Consider the following 19,380-nt stretch of genomic DNA (forward strand, 5'->3'; position numbering starts at 1 on the left):
TTAGTCTTTATGGAGCTGACGGCTCCAAACATCTCACTTACAAAGGAGAGAATTCATCTCATGAGCATACATTTAGAATTGGATTCCTTGTCCGTTGAAAGGCTAGAATTGGCCCTTTCAGGAAGACCGGGAATGTTCAAGTTGTTTTATGACACCGAGGATTGTGGATGCAATGGTGTACTCGTCATCTTGGTTGTCACTACACCGAATGCAACTGATAAAGTAGTTCAGTCTGAGCCTTATTCTTTTTGGGTAGATCAGCAGCAGGAACAGCAGTTCGATGGCAGAATGCGGCTTGAGGCAGACCCTAGTTACCCGTCATTCAAGCTAAGTAGTGATGCCGGTATATTTAGTAGCAACCTTAGAATTAAAGATGTCCGCATAAAATCGTCTGAGGAGTGATAGGGAATGGAAAAGAATAATCTTACCCAATTTCAAGAATATCAGGAGAACTAATTCACCAAACGCATTATTCATAAGGAAGCGGCGGTAGTCAAAGGGGATATCATTCATATCACTGGGGACGAGCATTTTGCTTATCGTAACGGCGCAGATACTACGTCCAGCCTGTATGTCGTTTTAACGAAAATACCAAGTGAGGATTATGCTCAGAATAGATAATAGCGATGGGTAAAGCATCCATTCAGAACTAGTACCAAACTCCAAAAGACGAACCTGATCCAGCCCAATTGGAAGAGGTTCGTCTTTTGCGTTATATTCAATTCGTTCCTCCAAAAAACGAAGTGTTTAGTGGTCTGCTCTGAAGTGGTACAATAACCTTTATGATAATCGGAGAAGGACGTTGAGAAGATGAAAAACTTGCTTGTTTCGGGCTATCGTGCCCATGAGCTGAATATTTTCAATCAGAAGCACGAAGGCATTCCATATATTAAAAAGGCGATTGCAGGCAGGCTTATTCCCCTGGTCGAAGAAGGGCTGGAATGGGTGATTACCCCTGGCCAATACGGGGTGGACTTGTGGGCCTGTGAGGTCGTTACTGCACTAAAACAGCAATATCCCCACCTCAAATGCTCTATTATGATGGCTTATCAAAATATGGAGGAAAAATGGAAAGAGGATAAAAAGGAATATTTTCAGCAGATTTGTGCCGAAGTTGACTATGTGGGAGTAGTCAGCCGCCAGCCTTATCAGGGAATATGGCAACTTAAGGCACGGGATGAACTTCTTTTCCGCAAAACAGACGGTTTATTGCTTGTTTACGATGAGGATGCGGGAGAGGGCAGCCCACGTTTTATGAAGGAACTTGCATTGAAAAAACAACAGGCAGAGGGCTATCAGTATATCAGCATCAGCTCGGAGGATATCCAGAGCATTGCGGATGAAGAACGATTATTCATGGACCTCTGATTTTTAAAGCATTAGCCCGGATTTTTGAACAAAAAGGACGTATTCGTCCCTTTACATTTATGTAAGCGCTATCATAAAATTTAAATAACAATAACTTATCAGTCACATAAAATAAATCTATTGAAAATACAAACCATGAAAGGAGCTAATGATTCAGATGAACAAAAGGTTTCGGTATACTGCGTTGCTCTGTCTCGGTGTAATGTTGAGTGGAGTGGTCACCCCGATGGATAGCCAGGTCTCTGCTGCCTCTACGAGGCAAATGGAAAAGCTGAGCCGGGGAGCTGTCGCTGTTAAGGTGCCTGAGGGTGTACTGGTGAGCTGGCGCTTGCTGGGCACGGAAGCGGATTCGGTCGGCTTTAATTTGTACAGAGGGACAAGCAAGGTGAACGATGCGCCGATTACATCGAGAACCAACTTTTTGGACAAGGCAGGTACGACCTCATCTTCGTATACCGTTCGTGCCGTGGTCAATGGAGCAGAGCAGGGCGCTTCTCCTGCGGTGAAGGTATGGAACAACAACTACCTGGATGTTCCGATCCAGCAGCCCGCGGGAGGCACAACTCCAGATAATGTGAACTACACATACCATGCCAATGATGCCAGCGTAGGGGATCTGGATGGGGATGGCGAGTATGAGATTGTGTTAAAATGGGACCCTTCCAATGCCAAGGATAATTCGCAATCCGGTTATACGGGAAATGTATTTTTGGATGGCTACGAGCTGGATGGAACACGCAAATGGCGGATCGACCTGGGACGGAACATACGGGCTGGAGCTCACTACACGCAATTTCTCGTCTACGATTTTGATGGAGATGGTAAAGCAGAGATCGTATGTAAAACAGCAGACGGCACGGTGGATGGTGCAGGTGTAAAGATTGGGGACGCTTCGGCTGATCATCGAAACACGAGCGGATATATTTTGAAAGGTTCTGAGTTTCTAACTGTGTTCTCAGGTGATACAGGCAAGGCTCTTAGTACGATTGACTATGTGCCACCGCGCGGAACGGTATCGAGCTGGGGAGATAATTATGGTAACCGTGTAGATCGTTTTCTTGCCGGGGTTGCTTATCTGGATGGCGTGAGACCCAGCATAGTGATGGCACGTGGTTATTACACCCGCACCGTTCTGGTCGCATATGATTGGCGGAACGGTAACCTGAGCCGACGCTGGACCTTTGACAGCAACAGCTCCACCAATGCCGGGACGGCTGGACAGGGGAACCACAGTTTGAGCGTGGCGGATGTGGATGGAGATGATAAGGATGAGATCGTGTATGGCTCACTGGTTGTAGACGATAACGGAGCGAAGCTGGCTAACACGGGGATGGGACATGGAGATGCACTTCATGTTGGCGATCTGGACCCCGACCGTTCAGGTTATGAAGTGTTCAAGGTGAACGAGGACAAAAATGCCACCTACGGAGCTGCCATGTACGACCCGCGTAATGGAAATATTTTATGGGGCGTAAATACAGGCAAGGATACCGGAAGAGGCATGTCGGCAGACATTGACCCGCGGACCAAAGGGAACGAGCAGTGGGCACCGGGTATTGGTTTGCGTTCAGCCAAGGGGCAGCTCATCACCAACACACTACCGTCTTCCATTAATTTTGGCATCTGGTGGGATGGGGATCTCCTCCGTGAACTGCTGGATCATACCTCATCAAGCGCTGGGAAAATAGACAAGTGGAACTATACGAACTCGACTACTTCCAACTTGCTTACGGCAACAGGAACGAGTTCCAATAACGGAACCAAAGGAACGCCGTCCTTGCAGGCCGATCTGTTCGGTGACTGGCGTGAGGAAGTCATTTGGCGCAAAAGTGATAATTCGGCGCTGCGGATCTACACAACACCATACGAGTCAGAACATCGATTCTATACGCTTATGCATGATCCAGTGTATCGCCTCAGTGTTGCCTGGCAGAACGTAGCTTATAATCAGCCGCCGCACACCGGGTTTTATCTCGGAGAAGGGATGTCCAAGCCCCAGCAGCCGAATATATATACTCCTTGATATGTCGTTCGACAGTAGTCTGAAAGCAGGTAGAATGAACAAAAACAGAGAGGGCTCCTGGCTAATTGGAGCTCTTTTTGTCATGAGAGCCCAAAAGATAACGTATGATTTTCATAAAAATGGGAACATTAGTTCTTATTGATGGAACATATGTATGAAAAAGGAGGCGGAATCTGTGAGTTCTTTAACGACTGAAGGCATGATCGAGCTCGTAACTAATGTCGGATTCCCTGCTGCATTAAGTCTGATTCTGTTAAAATACATCCTCTTCACTTTGAGTCGCAGATTGGAGGAGCTGGACCGATCTGTTAAGCAACTGTCGCTATCCTTGGAAGAGATGGAGGCAAAGCAGTTGAAACAATCAGAACAGCCGTCCCCGGCAAATACGGACAAACTTCGTGCAGAATGAACAAAAAAAGGCAAATAGAAACAATTTAGCAACCCAATCGAGAAGAGAAATTCTTATAATAGAAACGTGTGCAGTTTATGCAGACATATGATTATGGAGGTGTATATGAGTATGAAAATAAATACGAAGCTATCCGCACTATGCATTGCGGCCACACTTATGAGCGTGGCACAGGCCGCCGCTGCCGCACCCGCCGTGACCGCTCCAGCGGAAGCGACGCAACCGAGCGTTGCCAGTCCGGCCGCATCCGTCCCAGCCCAGGTGCCAGCACCCGCAGCGTCTGCGTCGGCTACGATGCCAGCCCCTGCGCAAGCGCCGTCGGTTCCAGCAGCCTCGACTCCGGCTGCAGCTGCAGGTTCTGCCAAAGCCGCTACACCAGTAGCTCCGTCTGCACCAGCACAGCGTCCATCTACATCGGTAGCACCAGCGGCTGCTCCGTCCGTACCGTCGACTGTGAAGCCGTCTAAGCCGCAACAGCCTTCCACTTCGGCGCCAATAGCCCCGGCTACTAGCGTGAAACCGACGCAGCTGGACAAGCTGAACCACGAGAGTGCGGTTCCGCTTGTGCTGGAGGCACAGTCTCGTTATCAGTATGCGATTAGTGGTGGCAGCCCGGTGGGAGAGTCGTTCCAGTTGAACGGTAAAAGCTACCGCTATTTATCCGAGGACATCGGCACGAAGACCAAATTGATCAGTTATCTGACGCAGGCCTACACAAAGCAGGCTAGTGAGCAATTTGTCGGTAAATTTTTCGTTGAAGTTAACGGCAGATTAGCTCAGTTGAACGCAGATGGTGGCAATTTGCTAGAGTTCAACCGGGCTACGGCGAAAATGGTAACCATGACTCCGGTGAAGCGCAGCTACTTGCTGACCGTGCCTTATCCGGCAGAAACCAAGCAGGCGAATGAGAAAATCACCGTAAACTTTGAAAAGGTCGGTAGCTACTGGAAAATCAGCTCCGCGCCGCATGTTATTTTCTAAATTAAGATTTTGCAACAGGCTTCATATGGGGTAAAGTGATGTTAAGGGCTTGTTTTATAAGCCCCAATTCAATGCAGGGGAGTGCTGTGCAATGATGACACCCATCAAGGTAAAAGACGTTAAGGATATTGAAAAAATCAATCAAATCGTTTCGAATTATACCTATGATATCTGGATTCATGGCAAAAGCGGCATGGCAGATGCCAAATCCATTTTAGGCATGTATGTGCTGAAGCTGGATGAGCCGCTAACTCTGGTTGTACCTGACAATGTTAATCCCAAGAAGCTGTTCAAGGAGTTGGAGGAGTTTATCCATTTTCCTGCTCAAGAAGGATAAAAGGCAAGAAAGCACCTGCTCTATTACTAAAATAACGCAAAGAAGCCGTGGAACCTAAGTCCCACGGCTTCTTTTTTTAGTGTTCTTCCTCGTCCAAAAACGGGAGATTCACCGAATAGTACATAACCCCCATAAGCAGCACGCCACCAACCAGATTTCCGAGCGTCACCGGAACGAGATTATGGATCACACCAGCGACAGAAACCGTACCCGGATGATCCAGCACGAGCGCAATGGCGAAAGTACACATATTAGCCACGCTATGCTCATATCCCGAAATGAAAAAGCAGAACACAAACAGCATCATGGCAAACATTTTTGCGCCATTTTCCTTCATAAACATTGGAACAAAAAAGGCAAGACAGACCAGCCAATTACACAAAATAGCTCGGAAGAATAGCTGCATTGCAGGCGCTTCCATTTTATGCTCAACCACGTTCAGTAGAAAGCTGTTCACGCTGGAGGAGTCAAACAGCCCGGTCAAGTAAATAAGGAGTGCAAATACCCCCGCACCCAGCAAATTACCGCCATAGCTGGCAGCCCATAATCGAAGCACCTGCCCCCAGCGCAGCTTTTTACGGAGCGCAGCATAAGTGTAATAGAAGGTGTTACCTGTAAACAAATCCCCGCCGCCGTAAGCGATCAGAATGATGGCCGCTCCGAACGTGAGTGCCGCCATGGGATAAGTGAATGGAGAATGCTCCATGTAAAAAAAGTTGCCCGTCTTGAAGGCTACAATAACGCCGAACCCGATGAACATACTCGCCAGCATGGAACGTGCCAAATACCGGAGTAGGCTCTGCTTGTAAATTTTGTACTTCTTCATGGCTAGCTGTTCGACATTGCGTAAGCCTTCCGTCTCCATATTTAAGGACAACCTCCTATTTTCTCATATGTAAGTCTTTAAACAGACTTTATTTTTTCCGAAACATGTCCAGTTTGTCAGCAATCCTGTTAGCTTAACAAACCAAGCTTTTGCAGTCCGTACAAAATACCGTCTTCGTCTGCGCGTTTTGTGACCATTTTAGCAGCGGCTTTGGCTTCATCACAGCCGTTGCCCATCGCGACGCTGTTATGTATAGCTGTCAGCATCTCCACATCATTTAAGCCATCGCCAAAGGCGTATTGATTTTCATCGGCAATGCCGAGTCTGGATGTAATTTCGCGAATGCCCTTCGCTTTGGAGCCAGCATGAGGAACAACGTCCACAGAACTCGGATGCCAGCGCACAAAGTCAAACGCCTTGAATACCGCTTCATAGAAAGGCTCTTCTTCTGCTGTACACATCAACAGCGTCTGATAAATATCTCTTCCCTGGAAATAGAGCGGGTCGTATCCAACTGAAATCTTGGCTTTAAGTGTTTGGACCGATCTCTCCACTAGCTCATCGTTAGGAATATTGGCCTTCATGTCCATATGATCCATATATACGAGAGCATGATTATGTGTGAGGGCCAGATCGGTCATCGCTTGCAAAGCTTCTCTGTTCAACGGATTGGTAGCGACCACTTCCCCGCGAAGCACGACATATTGCCCATTAAAGCTGACGTAGGAGTCAATTTCCAACTGCTCGCGGATATCTTTGAACATAAAAGGCGCACGGCCTGTTGCGATGGCCACCTCATGTCCCAGCTCTTTCAAAGCAAAGACGGCCTTTTCTGCCGTTAACGGCATTTTCTTGTCATCGTCCAGTAATGTACCGTCGATATCGAAAAAAATAATTTTTTTGTCTGACATGTCCCTACACCTGACTTTCAATAATGTATTGTCGAAATGAACTCATATGGATTCATTATATCAAAGGAACTGCTTCTGAATACACAAATACGTATAAATCCTCATGAATGTCCGACCTCTATAGCTTACAATATGAAATAAGGATTACTGTAAAATATAATTTCTATCTCCTATTTTCATAGATGGGATGTGATCACCATGACAAAAATCCAAGTCACACCGGAGCAGCTGGACAGCGTGGCCTCCCAATTTGCCAATGCCCACGGCACACTGTATAACCAGTTAAACGGCCTGGATAGCACAATGAACCGCCTTCACAGCCAGTGGGATGGTATGGAGAGGAATCGTTTTTATAATGACTATCGTACGGCTAAATATACACTTTCTTCTGTATTAAATAAGGTTCAATCCATTGAAATTGAGCTGAAAAGCATCGCTTCGAAGTTTAGAAATGCGGATGGTGAAAGCACACGTGGCTTCTGGACAGCCCTAGCAGCGGCAATGAACGCTAGCGCAGCGCTGGAAGGCAGTGGAGAGGCTGGGGATCATGGTGGAGAAATTGCCAAACAGCCCAAAAACATAGACGAATGGGATCAGGCAGACGCGGATAAATATCATCAATATGAGGAACTACTGAAAAACGCCGAGGCCATCGGTGACAAGCAGGTTATGCAGAAAATTCACGACCAGATGAATGTCCTGCGGCTGCAATATGAGGACTCAGTTACCCGTACAGATTACAATACAGGAGAGACCTCCAAGATCACATCCGATTCCCTTGTCGCCGTCACCGAACTGACAGGTAAAGACGGAAGCAAAACGGATATATCTATCGATAAAAAAGGGAATGTTGTGAGTTATGAGCAAAATACGGATAAATACGATTACTGGGTCCAAAAGCATACCCAATCAGCCGGAGAGCACGCTCTAGGTAAAACGGCCCAGACCGTCACCGGATATGGAATAGGTCTTATTTTGTCGCGCGGGGCTGGAGTTAGTGGGGCAGGTTCGGGCATCGGTTCTGGGGCAGCCTCCGGGTGGGGGGAACATGTCGTTGGCATTGGCGGCGGCATGCTCAGTGACAAAGTACTCTTCTCTGTACCCGATGAGGGAGAAACCCGTACCATGATCTACCGAACGAATAAAGAAACCGGACATATTGAAAATATGATCATCGTCACCAAAGGTGAGAATGAAATGGAGTATCGCTATTGGGAGGATTATAATTAGGTCTTGAACTGTGAACGATAATAGCGTGAATAGGAGTATCTATAAAATCTACAGTCTTTTTTTCTGGAACAGGTGAGCGGCAGGTGGAAACTGTAAACTCGCTAGCTGGAGAAATCTGTAGATTTTTTTGTTTACCAATTTTTTCTGAATTCCGATATATTAAATAGATAGAATACATATTCAAGTTATTTTAAATGAATATTCGAAAAAGATTAAAGTACTAGTTTTAGAGGGAGAAATAGTAAATGAAAAAAAGAGCCAGCATAGGGAGAGGAGTTACTATATGCAACAATCAGAGACATTACTGTACAAGTACAGGCTAACATTGAAAGATATCATGTTATTTAATTTTTGTTTGAAGTATCAGAAGTCTACTGGGCTTAAGTTGATGGCATCAATCCAGTTTCTGTTGGTCATTATGGCTACATACAAGCTTATAGTAGATAATGAAGTAGATCCTAATACGATAGCGATGTTCTTCTTTCCATTCCTAGTTTTTATAATTATTCCTTTCTTTACTATTAAAGAAGTGAAAGCTAACTACCTAAATCACCCACAATGGCCTATTGAGAAAGATTATGAGTTTTCAAAGGAGGGTCTTCATTTTACGTACTCTGCGGGTTACAACTGGGATGAAGTAAAGGGGGTCATTAATACTCTGACTGCCTTTTATATATTGTTGCCTGATCATAAGTTTATATTGATTCCCAAACGGGTTTTTTCTAGTAGACTGGAGGGCCGACAATTCAAAGAAATGTTGAAAACCCAGATCGGATCAGAGAGATGGGATTATAAATTTATAGACAAGATGAGCAAATTTAAATAGAGAATGATTGTATTTCTAGTAAATTTAATTGATGCCTAATACGGTTGTTAAAAGGAGGAACTCATATGTATCTTCTATTTTGTAGCGATCCTCTGAATTCTAAAAATGTGGATATGGATTACCGTGAAGAGTGCGAGGTTGCACGGAGTCTTGGTTTTGATACAGGGTTGGTCAATTTCGATAATCTGATTGAGGATGAACGGGAAGAATCAGGGTCTAACCCATATATTGTTTCTAAGAATATGCGAGAGTATGTTGCTAAACAGGGAAACGAGTACGTGAACGCGCTATACCGAGGATGGATGTTAAGGCCCAAAGTGTATGATGCTTGGACTGCAGCCTTGGAGGCCGATCGAATCAGGATGCTGACAAGTGCTGAGAGTTATAGGAACTGTCATTATTTCCCTGATTCATACTCGTTAATTCAAAACTTTACGCCTCGAAGTGTATGGCTGGAGCGGGACCAATTGGATGCGGAGTATATTCGAAAGGCGGTCATGCCTTTTGGAAAGACAGCAATAATGGTCAAGGATTTCGTTAAATCACGGAAACATGATTGGCTGGACGCTTGTTATATCCCAGATGCGTCAGATCAGGTGCATGTGGAACGTGTGATTCGTCGTTTTGTTGAACTTCAGGGAAAGGAATTGAATGGAGGAATTGTGTTAAGGGAGTTCGTACCTTTAGAATTTCTTACCCTTCATCCCAAAAGTGGTATGCCCTTGTCTAAAGAATATCGTCTTTTCTTTATGTTCGGAAAGCCTGTTTTTACGGTTAATTACTGGGATGAGGCCGCATATGAGACAGTTCCTACAGATTTGAATGAATTTATTCAGATTGCACGTCAAATCCAAAGTCCGTTTTTCACAATGGATATTGCTCGTACACAAGCAGGACAATGGATTATTATAGAATTGGGAGATGGACAAGTTTCGGGACTGCCTGAGCACACGGATCTTGAAGCGTTCTATACCAATTTAAAAAAAGCGGTGGTGAACCGTGGATTATGGTAAAAGGCACAGTGCTTCTGTTGAATTGGAAGGCTGTGCCTTTCTTTCAACTCTACCATTCTACAGACTTGCAATTGGGGTACCAAATGATGGATGATGGAAGAGAGAGTTTTATGTAGAAAATAGGGCTAAAGATAGAGAGGATACCAATAATAAATAGATCGGATTTACCGTATTTTTGTATATTATTGTAGAAAAAGATCGTAATTCAGGTTATAGTAAAGGAAGAAATTAACTAGGATGCCTTTACCCAAATACGTAATTGTGGAGGGAAACATGAGTACATTTAAAAATTGGTTGAATACAACTAAAAAAGGACTTGGAGACCAAGTTAAGAAGTTTAAGAATAAAGATTTTATGGAGGCTGTTGTTGCAGGCTGTGCATTAGTAGCATTTGCTGACGGTACGATTAGTCCGGAAGAGAAAACAAAAATGGCCGGATACATAAATATCAGTGAAGAATTGAAAGTGTTTGATATGGGCGAGGTCATCAACCGTTTCAATCACTATGTAGCGAACTTTGAATTTTCACCTGAAATCGGTAAACAGGAAGCACTGAAGGCGATTGGTAAATTGAAAGGTAAGCCTGAAGTAGGCCGAATCGTCGTTGGCGTATGTAGCGCTATTGGCGCAGCTGATGGTGACTTTGATGCCAATGAGCAGCGAGTTGTGGCTGAGATTTGCGGCGCGCTTGGTTTGAATCCGTCTGAATTTAGTCTGTAAATTTTACGGAAGGGAGGTGTGTTAATCAGTGGCTGTAATTAATCTGGTCAAGGGCCAGAAAATTGATTTGACCAAGGGAAACACAGGACTAACCAAGGTTATAGCAGGATTGGGATGGGACCCTGTACAGTCCAAAGGATTTTTTGGCTTCAAGAAGCAACCCAATATTGATTGTGATGCTTCTGCCATTTTGCTGGACGCCAACGGAAAACTGACTCAGTCAGATAACGTAGTGTGTTTCCACAATAAAAAAAGTCCATGCGGCTCTGTCGTGCATTCCGGTGATAATCTGACCGGACAAGGCGACGGTGATGATGAACAAATTGCGATTGACCTGGCACGTATTCCTGCCAATGTCGACAAAGTGCTTGTTGTTGTGAATATATATGATTGCGTAAACCGGAAACAGGACTTCGGCATGATCGAGAAAGCGTATATCCGCATTCTGGACGGTGCTAATTCCAAGGAACTGGTGACGTTTAATTTATCTGATAATTATGAAGGGCTGACCGCACTGGTCTGTGGAGAACTCTATCGTCATAACAACGAATGGAAGTTTGCTGCAATCGGTGAAGGAACCCATGCCGTACATATTGATGTGCTGGCTCAGCGTTATATGTAATTTTAGGTTGCTCATACAAAACTTAATGTGAAAAGGGGTTCTTACTCATGGCAATTAACTTATCCAAAGGTCAAAAAATCGATTTGACGAAAACAAATCCAGGTTTGTCCAAAATTATGGTTGGACTCGGTTGGGACACAAACAAATACGATGGCGGTAAAGATTTTGACTTGGACGTATCCGTGTTTTTGGCTAATGCGGAAGGTAAAGTAGAATCCGATAAGAACTTTGTCTTTTTTAATAACCCACAAAATGAGAACGGCTCTGTCGTTCATACAGGGGATAACCGCACAGGTGATGGCGACGGAGATGACGAGCAAATTAAAATTGATCTGGGTAGCGTGCCAGCTAACGTTGAAAAGATCGCTTTTACGATTACAATCTATGAAGCACAAGAACGCAGCCAAAACTTTGGACAAGTGTCCCGTGCTTATGCTCGTATCGTAAACGAAGCAAACAATGAAGAATTGGTCCGCTTTGATCTGGGAGAAGATTTCTCAATCGAAACAGGCGTTGTTGTAGGCGAACTGTATCGTCATAGCGGTGAGTGGAAGTTCAATGCCATTGGCAGCGGCTACCAAGATGGTCTTGCAGGATTGACGCGCGATTACGGTTTGGCGTAAAAAATCTATACAAAGAAAGCAGGTATGCGGAATGACCATTAGCCTTTCCAAAGGACAACGTATTGATCTGACCAAAACGAATCCCGGCTTGACTCGTGTCGTTGTAGGTCTTGGATGGGATACGAATAAATACAGTGGTGGCGCAGACTTTGACCTGGATGCTTCGGCTTTCCTACTTTATGAAGATGGTAAAGCCAAAGCAGCGGATGATTTTGTATTTTACAACAACCCGACAGGCGGAGCAGGATCGGTTACTCATACGGGCGATAACCGCACAGGTGAGGGCGATGGGGATGACGAGCAAATCATCGTTGATTTCTCGAAGATTCCTGCGAACATCCACCGTATCGGGATCACGGTTACCATTTATGATTACGAGGCACGCGCGCAAAACTTTGGTCAAGTGTCCAATGCTTTTGTACGTGTGGTAGATGCGGCAACAGATCGTGAAGTGCTGCGCTACGATTTGGGAGAAGATTTCTCCACCGAAACGGCCGTCGTATTCTGTGAATTTTACCGTCAGAATGCGGACTGGAAATTCCAGGCTATCGGTAGTGGCTTTGCTGGTGGATTGGGTGCGCTTGCTAAAAACTATGGCTTGGACGCTCAATAATATCCACTTGGGGTGGTGTCCATAGGGCGCTACCCTTTCTTTTTAAGCTATTACATTAGCGTACGCTGACACATGACAAACGGACAGAAAGGTGACACAATCATGGCTGTTATCGTAGTAAAGGGACAGAAGGCGGATTTGACGAAAACAAATCCGGGCCTGACCCATGTCAACGTAGGGATTGGCTGGGAGTCCCCAGCGTCTCTGGAGCTGGATACTTCGGCATTTTTGCTGGGTCCTGGAGGAAAAGTATCGGGCGATGAGGACTTAATTTTTTATAACAATCCGACCACGCCCTTTATCACCTATTCAGACGGACAACAGTCCGGTGACAAAAAGCAATTTGCCCTTGATCTGACGCGAATTCCTGCAAACATCGAGAAGATTGCGTTTACGCTGACGATTTATGATGCGGATCAGAAACGGCAAAATTTTGGACAGGTTCAAGGTGGGTTCATTCGTTTTGCTCATCCGGTTAGCGGAGAGGTTTTGCGGTTTAATTTGGACAGTGGATTTACAGTGGAAACGGCGATTGTCATTGGGGAACTGTATCGTCATAACGGGGAATGGAAATTCAACGCGATTGGCGCAGGTTTTTCCGGTGGATTGGATGCGTTGTGCGTTAATTTTGGAATTGAAGTGGAAAACAATCCGGCTCCTCCCACGCCAGTGCCTGCACCTCCGTCTCCAGCGCCTCGACCAGCACCAACGCCGCCACCAGTACCACCTGCTCCGAAGCCAGAGCCATCTGCAACACCGGTGAATCTGAATCTGCGGAAAATTGAGCTGAAGAAGAAGGGCGACACCATCAACCTGAAAAAAGGCTCAGGCGGATTGGGTGAAATCCTGATCAATCTAAACTGGAATCAGGTCCAGCAAAGCAAAGGCTTTTTCAATCGCGGTTCCAAGGGTGTCGATCTGGATCTGGGCTGCTTGTATGAGATGAAGAACGGAGATAAAGGCGTTGTGCAGGCGCTCGGGGAAGTTTTCGGTTCTCTAAATCGCTTCCCGTACATTGCTCTGGATGGCGACGACCGTACAGGCTCTGTGAAAACAGGGGAAAATCTTCGCATTAATGGTGCTAAAATTTCTGAAATTAAGCGAATTTTGGTATTTACCTTCATCTATGAAGGGGTCACGAACTGGTCACAAGCGGACGGGGTAGTCACGCTGTACCAGAAGGATGGGCCGGACATTATTGTTCACATGAATGAACATGACAATCGCAAAGGGATGTGTGCGATTGCCATGATCCAAAATGTAAACGATGAAACGTTCAGCATTGAAAGACTCGTGCAGTTCTATGGCGGTCATCGTGAGTTGGATCGGGCCTATAACTGGGGCATGCGCTGGTCGCAGGGTAGCAAATAAATTGAATTATCGGAGGCACTCTTTTCATGTTGAATGATTTGTTTAAAAATATCAGCGAAAACTATGGCCATTTCTTTTCATGGAGTGATGTTGTAGCTACGCTTACTGATCCAGTGAGTTGGGGGATTATAGGAACTCTCATTTTGCTGGAAGGACTTTTATCGGCGGATAACGCCTTGGTTCTCGCAGTTATGGTTAAACACTTACCCAAGGAACAACAGAAGAGAGCCTTATTTTACGGGATTTTGGGTGCGTATATTTTCAGGTTCCTGGCTATCGGTTTGGGTACATTCCTGATTAAGTTTACGCTGATTAAGGTACTGGGTGCGGCTTATCTGCTCTATATCGCTTATAAGGGCTTATTCAAGTCCGAAGGTGATGGAGAAGTGAAAAACAAACCTACTTCTTTTTGGAAAACCGTATTAATGGTCGAACTGATGGATATTGCCTTCAGTATTGATAGCGTCATTGCCGCTTTCGGTGTGAGCGAGAAAGTATGGGTTCTGTTCCTGGGTGGTATTCTCGGCGTTCTGATGATGCGTGGTGTTGCTCAAGTGTTCCTCAAGCTCATTGATAAATTTCCGGAACTGGAACAGACAGCCTTTATTATGATCGCCATTATCGGGGGTAAAATGCTGGCTGCTGCTTTTGGCTTTCATATGTCGCAGGTTTTATTCTTCGGCATTTTGATTGCTGTCTTTGTAGGCACAATGGTTATCAGCTCGGCGAAAAGAAAGAAAAAGGCCGACAAAGAGGCTTAATGTACAAAGTATAGCGAAATCCCTCCTGAAACTAAGGGGGGATTTCTTTTATACCCGAAGCACAGGGCTTCAGTCAGGCAAGAAAGAGCAAGAGGAGGGGAAGGGCCCTGAAATATTTTAATGATTTAACCTCTGAGGAAGTAGAAGCGATCTTTTATACTCCACCGTTGGAGTTTCATAACCGTTCTCCCAAAAGTATTTTGGCTTATGCGATAGGAGCGGCTTTGTACATGCCAGCGACCCGCTCGGAAGTAGCGGAAGAGATCAAAAATGGAAAACATGAAGGGCTAACAACGGTCATTTTGGATTTGGAGGATGCTATAGGGGATCAGCAGGTCGGACAGGCAGAACAATCGCTGGCACAGCAACTGCTTCAACTATTATCCTATGTACGGACGGGGATGATGAGTGAACAGCAATTACCTTTGTTATTTGTGCGTGTGCGCTCTGTGGAGCAGTTGGAACGACTGCTGAACGGTTTGGAAGAATCTTTGTCGCTGCTCACTGGCTTTGTCTTACCCAAGTTCTCTTCTGATAATGGACGGGCGTATTTTTCACTCATTGCTGAATATAACCGGAATATGCATACAGGGGCAGGAAACGCAAGTGACATGCCTGTGCTGTACGGATTACCGATTCTTGAAAGCTCCAAAATTATTTATCGGGAAACTCGCTGGAAAGAGCTACTGTCGATTAAGGAGATTTTAGACGAGTACCAGGAATATGTGCTGAATGTACGAATTGGGGCAACCGATTTCTCCAGTCTATATGGCTTGAGACGCAGTCCGGATATTACGATTTATGAAATTGCCGTCATTCGGGATTGCATCGCAGATATTATTAACTTGTTTGGACGCGTGGGCTCAAATTATGTCATTTCCGGTCCTGTATGGGAATATTTCTCTCACCGAGAACGTGTCTTTAAACCTCAATTAAGAGTGTCTCCTTTCGAAGATGCACTTGGAAAGCCGGGACGACACTTGCGGATGGACTTCATCTCAGATGCCGTAGACGGACTGATTCGAGAAGTCATGATGGACAAAGAGAATGGGATTATCGGCAAAACAATTATTCATCCCTCCCATATTAAACCGGTACAGGCCATGTATGCGGTGACACATGAAGAGTATATGGATGCACTTGAAATTGTTGAGCGTAACGACGGCAGTCTGGGTGTATTCAAAAGTACCTATGCCAACAAAATGAATGAAATTAAGCCGCATTTGAATTGGGCTCATCGAATTATCAATAGATCAAAAGTATACGGGGTGTTACATGAACAACAACATTTTGTCAGTCTCTTACCCAACCACGAAAACACATCTGCTGCCAATCCTGGAGCAGTTCAGCGTTAAAATTACGGAGACACATAATCCATTCCGCCTTCCTGTGGACAAGCTGTTTGCGATGGCGGCACGGGTCAATAAAAAGCGTTCGTTTTTGTTTGTCAGTAAGGTGCTGGGTAAGCATATTCCGGTAAACCCATACACTTCTCTGCTCAGTGGTGCGGCGCTGGCGATTCTACTATATAAGGAGCTTGTCCCACAGGCAGGACAACAAATGGATGAACTGATTGGAGAGGCCGTGAGAGGACTTCTTGACCCGGACTATGCGAAAGAGGCCTACCAAAAGCTGATGGATGAACGTTTAGCTTTTGCTTTTACGGAGCCGATCAAGTTTGTTGGTTTTGCCGAGACGGCTACAGCATTGGGACACAGCATGTATCGGTTGTTTGACGACGGAGCCTCGTATATTCATACGACGCGCGAGGATATTCCGGGTCTTCGGCCTATTATTCGGTTTGAAGAAGAGCATTCGCACGCTGTTGATCATCGTTGCTATGCACTGGATGAAGATGCTTTTGCAGGAGATGGCCCGATTGTGCTGGTAGATGATGAAATTACGACGGGAAAAACAACGCTTAATATCATACGGGATATTCAGGAGCATTTTCCGCGTAAACAGTATGTGATTGCTTCGTTACTGGATTGGCGGACAGACAGCGACGAGCAGGCTTTCACTGATCTGGAGGCAGAGCTAGGCATTACGATTACGCCTTTAAGCTTGCTCAAAGGAAAGATTGAGGTACAGGGAGTACCAATACTGGATCACGCAGAATATGCCGGACAGGCCTTGTACCCAGAACATGCAGCCACTAGCATGGCAGAGGTTAATAAATACGCTTCTGGAATAATTGACCACCGTTTTGAAAAGGATGCTTCCGATTTTGAGCGGGTAGTACACAGCTCCATGTCAACGGACGGGTACGCCAATACAGCTCCTTATCTAAAATATACAGGCCGTTTTGGTCTACAATCCGCTGATAATTCAGCGTTGGATGCAGAAATCACGCGTACAGCTGAACGACTGAACCAACTTCGTTCTGGGCAACGCACGCTGGTTATGGGCACAGGCGAATTCATGTACATTCCAATGCGGATTGCAGCAGAGTTAGGTCCGAATGTGTATTTTCAATCGACGACACGCAGCCCGGTGTATCCCCACCGCGAAGAAGGGTATGGAGTCGCCTGTGGTGTGACATATCCATCACCTGAGGACAGTACGATACGCAATTTTATTTATAATGTAGACCCCGGTCAGTATGACGAAATATTCGTTTTGATGGAAAGGGAGTCTGACCCAGAGCGGATGAACCCCATGCTGGAGGCTTTGACCCGTCTGGGCTGCGATAAAGTGCATGTCGTTTATTTTAACGGTTTAACTAGACAGGAGAGTAAAGGAGCGCGGATATGAAGCAAGCACTCATGGAGCAAATACAGCAGAAGAACATTCATCCGCCCGAACCGCTGGGCAGTTATCCTGCCTCGGATGTCACTTTTTTATTGAAGGATTTGAGCCGGGTTACGTTGGAAAAAGGGACGGAGGATCGTGAAGAGGCGATTCAGTCGGGAGTCCATTATTCAGAAATGCTGCCAGTGGAATACGAGCCGACAGCCGAGTATATTGCATTGTTTCACGAAACACTTGCCCAATCTGCCAAAAAGGTTGCATTAGCGGCAGCTTCTGTGGCTGAGATGATTGTGAGAAAAAGAGGCCTGAACACGGCGATTGTTTCTCTTGCCAGAGCAGGGACGCCCATTGGTATCCTGATCAAGCGTTATATTGACTGGAAGTATGGCGTATCCTTGCCGCATTACAGCATTTCTATTATTCGTGGCAAAGGCATTGACCGGAATGCGATTTTATACATTTTACAGCAGCATGGACTGGAGATTGAACTTCAGTTTGTCGATGGCTGGACGGGGAAAGGGGCGATTCGGCAGGTATTGATTGAGGCCTGTCGTGAGATGAACGCGGATTACGGTTTGCGTCTAAATGATGATCTGGCGGTGCTGGCCGATCCGGGCAGATGTTCAGAAACCTTTGGTACACGAGAAGATTATTTGATTCCAAGTGCTTGTCTGAATTCGACTGTATCAGGTTTGATGAGTCGGACGGTATTACGCGACGATCTCATAGGCCCTGATGATTTCCATGGGGCCAAATTTTATGAATCCTGGCGGTCAGTGGATCAGTCCAATACGTTTGTGGATACGGTATCCGGGTACTTTCAAGACGTGGCTGAAACGGCCGTTGCATATGCTGAACAAATGACATTGAATCCGCCTGCGGTGACATGGCAGGGCTTACGGGATATTGAAGCGATTCAGCAGGCATTTGGTATTCGGGATATCAATCTGGTCAAGCCCGGAGTGGGGGAGACGACTCGTGTACTGCTGCGCAGAGTGCCGTGGAAAATTCTGATTGACCGCGAAGATAATCCGAATCTTCAGCATATTATGCTGCTGGCAAAGGATCGTGGAGTGCCTGTAGAAGTATTTGAAGGATTGACTTATTCCTGCTGCGGAATTATCAAGCCGCTCAAGGGGGGACAAGAATGATCTACGCAAGTGATCTGGATCAGACACTGATTTACTCCAAACGTTCGCTTGGCGTACCGCTGGAGTCCCCTGGCCTGTTGCCTGCGGAACAGATAGACGGGGCAACGTGGGCTTTTATTTCTGAACAAGCCCTGCAATTGCTAAAGACACTGCCTGAAGATGTGATGTTTATGCCCGTGACGACTCGGACGATAGAACAGTATAGACGAATCACTGTGTTTCAGACGGAGTTGGTTCCCGCATATGCCGTGACGAGTAATGGTGGAAACATCATCGTCGGAGGCGAGGTGGACCAAGAGTGGAATCGGCGTATTCATGAACAAGTACGCCGTGATGGTGCTCATGCAGAAGAAGCACGTCAGGTGTTCGGACAGGTGCTGCATGAAGACTGGGTGGTAAACGAGCGCTTTTGCGACGAGTTATTTTATGCTTTCATGATTGAACGGGATCGTATGCCGCTGGAACAGGTGCTGGAGAAGGCGCGAATCATGCGTGAAATGGGCTGGGAGGTATCCATTCAAGGTCGTAAGGTGTATCTGGTACCTGCGGCGGTGAATAAACAGGCAGCCGTGGAGCACATCCGTAATCTCACGAATGGAGGGGCTGTGGTTGCGTCCGGTGACTCTTTGCTGGACCGTTGTCTGCTGGACTATGCCGATTATGCGATTGCTCCGCGTCATGGTGAATTGTATCGGGAACAGCTGCGGGATAAGTTGGAGGTCAATTACCGTTTTACAGAAGTGTCGGGGGTTTATGCAGCGGACGAAATCATGGCGTATGTTCATGAGATACACCGGAGTGTGTTCGCAGCTCAAACTTCATTTTCAGAATAGATAGGGGACGT

Annotated in this window: 21 protein-coding genes and 1 pseudogene; 20 read left to right on the forward strand and 2 right to left on the reverse strand. The window is 45.9% G+C overall.

Annotated elements, in window-relative coordinates:
* Positions 1-60 precede the first annotated feature (60 nt).
* The 7 genes and pseudogenes from KAI36_RS04795 (at position 61) to KAI36_RS04820 (ending at position 5,118) form a co-directional block, all read left to right on the forward strand.
* Positions 61-402 (forward strand): iron-sulfur cluster biosynthesis family protein, encoded by a 342-nt coding sequence (locus tag KAI36_RS04795; protein ID WP_220027106.1) that lies wholly within the window; start codon positions 61-63, stop codon positions 400-402.
* A gap of 6 nt (positions 403-408) precedes the next feature.
* Positions 409-621: pseudogene (locus KAI36_RS27115) on the forward strand (hypothetical protein).
* 189 nt (positions 622-810) lie between these two features.
* Entirely contained in the window at positions 811-1,368 is a 558-nt protein-coding gene (locus tag KAI36_RS04800; RefSeq protein ID WP_025722922.1) for an SLOG family protein, read from the forward strand.
* 157 nt (positions 1,369-1,525) lie between these two features.
* Entirely contained in the window at positions 1,526-3,391 is a 1,866-nt protein-coding gene (locus KAI36_RS04805) for a rhamnogalacturonan lyase (RefSeq protein ID WP_481856508.1), read from the forward strand.
* A gap of 175 nt (positions 3,392-3,566) precedes the next feature.
* Positions 3,567-3,800 (forward strand): hypothetical protein, encoded by a 234-nt coding sequence (locus tag KAI36_RS04810; protein ID WP_025722924.1) that lies wholly within the window; start codon positions 3,567-3,569, stop codon positions 3,798-3,800.
* 111 nt (positions 3,801-3,911) lie between these two features.
* Positions 3,912-4,781 carry a DL-endopeptidase inhibitor IseA family protein gene (locus KAI36_RS04815; RefSeq protein ID WP_104496625.1) on the forward strand — a complete coding sequence of 290 codons (870 nt, stop codon included), beginning with the start codon at positions 3,912-3,914 and terminating at the stop codon, positions 4,779-4,781.
* A 91-nt stretch (positions 4,782-4,872) separates the two neighbouring features.
* Positions 4,873-5,118 (forward strand): HPr family phosphocarrier protein, encoded by a 246-nt coding sequence (locus tag KAI36_RS04820; RefSeq protein ID WP_023987189.1) that lies wholly within the window; start codon positions 4,873-4,875, stop codon positions 5,116-5,118.
* 76 nt (positions 5,119-5,194) lie between these two features.
* Here KAI36_RS04820 and KAI36_RS04825 read toward each other — a convergent pair whose 3' ends face one another.
* Both KAI36_RS04825 and KAI36_RS04830 read right to left on the reverse strand, forming a co-directional pair.
* Positions 5,195-5,983 carry a formate/nitrite transporter family protein gene (locus KAI36_RS04825; protein ID WP_013308962.1) on the reverse strand — a complete coding sequence of 263 codons (789 nt, stop codon included), beginning with the start codon at positions 5,981-5,983 and terminating at the stop codon, positions 5,195-5,197.
* A gap of 89 nt (positions 5,984-6,072) precedes the next feature.
* Positions 6,073-6,855 carry a Cof-type HAD-IIB family hydrolase gene (locus KAI36_RS04830; protein ID WP_023987190.1) on the reverse strand — a complete coding sequence of 261 codons (783 nt, stop codon included), beginning with the start codon at positions 6,853-6,855 and terminating at the stop codon, positions 6,073-6,075.
* A gap of 198 nt (positions 6,856-7,053) precedes the next feature.
* On the opposite strand from KAI36_RS04830, the gene KAI36_RS04835 reads away from it, so the two are divergent.
* From KAI36_RS04835 to KAI36_RS04895, 13 genes are all read left to right on the forward strand, one after another.
* Positions 7,054-8,085 carry a WXG100 family type VII secretion target gene (locus tag KAI36_RS04835; RefSeq protein ID WP_220027107.1) on the forward strand — a complete coding sequence of 344 codons (1,032 nt, stop codon included), beginning with the start codon at positions 7,054-7,056 and terminating at the stop codon, positions 8,083-8,085.
* Between the two features lie 283 nt (positions 8,086-8,368).
* Positions 8,369-8,911 carry a YcxB family protein gene (locus KAI36_RS04840; RefSeq protein WP_220027108.1) on the forward strand — a complete coding sequence of 181 codons (543 nt, stop codon included), beginning with the start codon at positions 8,369-8,371 and terminating at the stop codon, positions 8,909-8,911.
* Positions 8,912-8,976: 65 nt separating this feature from the next.
* A complete protein-coding gene (locus KAI36_RS04845) occupies positions 8,977-9,924 on the forward strand; it encodes an ATP-grasp domain-containing protein (RefSeq protein WP_220027109.1) in 948 nt (315 codons plus the stop codon).
* 273 nt (positions 9,925-10,197) lie between these two features.
* Entirely contained in the window at positions 10,198-10,644 is a 447-nt protein-coding gene (locus KAI36_RS04850; protein ID WP_025720837.1) for a tellurite resistance TerB family protein, read from the forward strand.
* A gap of 28 nt (positions 10,645-10,672) precedes the next feature.
* The gene (locus KAI36_RS04855) at positions 10,673-11,266 is read left to right on the forward strand and encodes a TerD family protein (protein ID WP_013308969.1); all 594 of its coding nucleotides are present in this window, start codon (positions 10,673-10,675) and stop codon (positions 11,264-11,266) included.
* 47 nt (positions 11,267-11,313) lie between these two features.
* Positions 11,314-11,889, forward strand: a complete 576-nt coding sequence (locus KAI36_RS04860; protein ID WP_025720839.1) for a TerD family protein — start codon at positions 11,314-11,316, stop codon at positions 11,887-11,889.
* Between the two features lie 31 nt (positions 11,890-11,920).
* Positions 11,921-12,502, forward strand: a complete 582-nt coding sequence (locus KAI36_RS04865) for a TerD family protein (RefSeq protein ID WP_023987194.1) — start codon at positions 11,921-11,923, stop codon at positions 12,500-12,502.
* 102 nt (positions 12,503-12,604) lie between these two features.
* Positions 12,605-13,873, forward strand: a complete 1,269-nt coding sequence (locus KAI36_RS04870; RefSeq protein ID WP_220027110.1) for a TerD family protein — start codon at positions 12,605-12,607, stop codon at positions 13,871-13,873.
* Between the two features lie 26 nt (positions 13,874-13,899).
* Positions 13,900-14,634 carry a TerC family protein gene (locus KAI36_RS04875; protein WP_023987196.1) on the forward strand — a complete coding sequence of 245 codons (735 nt, stop codon included), beginning with the start codon at positions 13,900-13,902 and terminating at the stop codon, positions 14,632-14,634.
* A gap of 167 nt (positions 14,635-14,801) precedes the next feature.
* Positions 14,802-15,989, forward strand: a complete 1,188-nt coding sequence (locus KAI36_RS04880; RefSeq protein ID WP_220027111.1) for an HpcH/HpaI aldolase/citrate lyase family protein — start codon at positions 14,802-14,804, stop codon at positions 15,987-15,989.
* Positions 15,990-16,041: 52 nt separating this feature from the next.
* The gene (locus KAI36_RS04885) at positions 16,042-17,388 is read left to right on the forward strand and encodes a phosphoribosyltransferase family protein (RefSeq protein ID WP_220028053.1); all 1,347 of its coding nucleotides are present in this window, start codon (positions 16,042-16,044) and stop codon (positions 17,386-17,388) included.
* Positions 17,385-18,536, forward strand: a complete 1,152-nt coding sequence (locus tag KAI36_RS04890; RefSeq protein ID WP_023987199.1) for a cysteine protease StiP family protein — start codon at positions 17,385-17,387, stop codon at positions 18,534-18,536. The genes KAI36_RS04885 and KAI36_RS04890 overlap by 4 nt, the downstream gene beginning before the upstream one ends.
* Positions 18,533-19,369 (forward strand): HAD family hydrolase, encoded by an 837-nt coding sequence (locus tag KAI36_RS04895; RefSeq protein WP_220027112.1) that lies wholly within the window; start codon positions 18,533-18,535, stop codon positions 19,367-19,369. Before KAI36_RS04890 ends, KAI36_RS04895 begins: the two co-directional genes overlap by 4 nt.
* Positions 19,370-19,380: the final 11 nt, after the last annotated feature.

It is taken from the genome of Paenibacillus sp. S02, assembly GCF_019454065.1.
In the GTDB taxonomy this organism is placed as follows: Bacteria; Bacillota; Bacilli; order Paenibacillales; family Paenibacillaceae; genus Paenibacillus; species Paenibacillus polymyxa_B.

Excerpts from the sequence above, each read along its gene's own strand:
- KAI36_RS04795 (WP_220027106.1), top strand. The coding sequence starts at position 61 with ATGAGCATACATTTAGAATTGGATTCCTTGTCCGTTGAAAGGCTAGAA.
- KAI36_RS04800 (WP_025722922.1), top strand. The coding sequence starts at position 811 with ATGAAAAACTTGCTTGTTTCGGGCTATCGTGCCCATGAGCTGAATATT.
- KAI36_RS04805 (WP_481856508.1), top strand. The coding sequence starts at position 1,526 with ATGAACAAAAGGTTTCGGTATACTGCGTTGCTCTGTCTCGGTGTAATG.
- KAI36_RS04815 (WP_104496625.1), top strand. The coding sequence starts at position 3,912 with ATGAAAATAAATACGAAGCTATCCGCACTATGCATTGCGGCCACACTT.
- KAI36_RS04820 (WP_023987189.1), top strand. The coding sequence starts at position 4,873 with ATGATGACACCCATCAAGGTAAAAGACGTTAAGGATATTGAAAAAATC.
- KAI36_RS04825 (WP_013308962.1), bottom strand. The coding sequence starts at position 5,983 with ATGGAGACGGAAGGCTTACGCAATGTCGAACAGCTAGCCATGAAGAAG.
- KAI36_RS04830 (WP_023987190.1), bottom strand. The coding sequence starts at position 6,855 with ATGTCAGACAAAAAAATTATTTTTTTCGATATCGACGGTACATTACTG.
- KAI36_RS04835 (WP_220027107.1), top strand. The coding sequence starts at position 7,054 with ATGACAAAAATCCAAGTCACACCGGAGCAGCTGGACAGCGTGGCCTCC.
- KAI36_RS04840 (WP_220027108.1), top strand. The coding sequence starts at position 8,369 with ATGCAACAATCAGAGACATTACTGTACAAGTACAGGCTAACATTGAAA.
- KAI36_RS04845 (WP_220027109.1), top strand. The coding sequence starts at position 8,977 with ATGTATCTTCTATTTTGTAGCGATCCTCTGAATTCTAAAAATGTGGAT.
- KAI36_RS04850 (WP_025720837.1), top strand. The coding sequence starts at position 10,198 with ATGAGTACATTTAAAAATTGGTTGAATACAACTAAAAAAGGACTTGGA.
- KAI36_RS04860 (WP_025720839.1), top strand. The coding sequence starts at position 11,314 with ATGGCAATTAACTTATCCAAAGGTCAAAAAATCGATTTGACGAAAACA.
- KAI36_RS04865 (WP_023987194.1), top strand. The coding sequence starts at position 11,921 with ATGACCATTAGCCTTTCCAAAGGACAACGTATTGATCTGACCAAAACG.
- KAI36_RS04870 (WP_220027110.1), top strand. The coding sequence starts at position 12,605 with ATGGCTGTTATCGTAGTAAAGGGACAGAAGGCGGATTTGACGAAAACA.
- KAI36_RS04875 (WP_023987196.1), top strand. The coding sequence starts at position 13,900 with ATGTTGAATGATTTGTTTAAAAATATCAGCGAAAACTATGGCCATTTC.
- KAI36_RS04885 (WP_220028053.1), top strand. The coding sequence starts at position 16,042 with ATGGCGGCACGGGTCAATAAAAAGCGTTCGTTTTTGTTTGTCAGTAAG.
- KAI36_RS04890 (WP_023987199.1), top strand. The coding sequence starts at position 17,385 with ATGAAGCAAGCACTCATGGAGCAAATACAGCAGAAGAACATTCATCCG.
- KAI36_RS04895 (WP_220027112.1), top strand. The coding sequence starts at position 18,533 with ATGATCTACGCAAGTGATCTGGATCAGACACTGATTTACTCCAAACGT.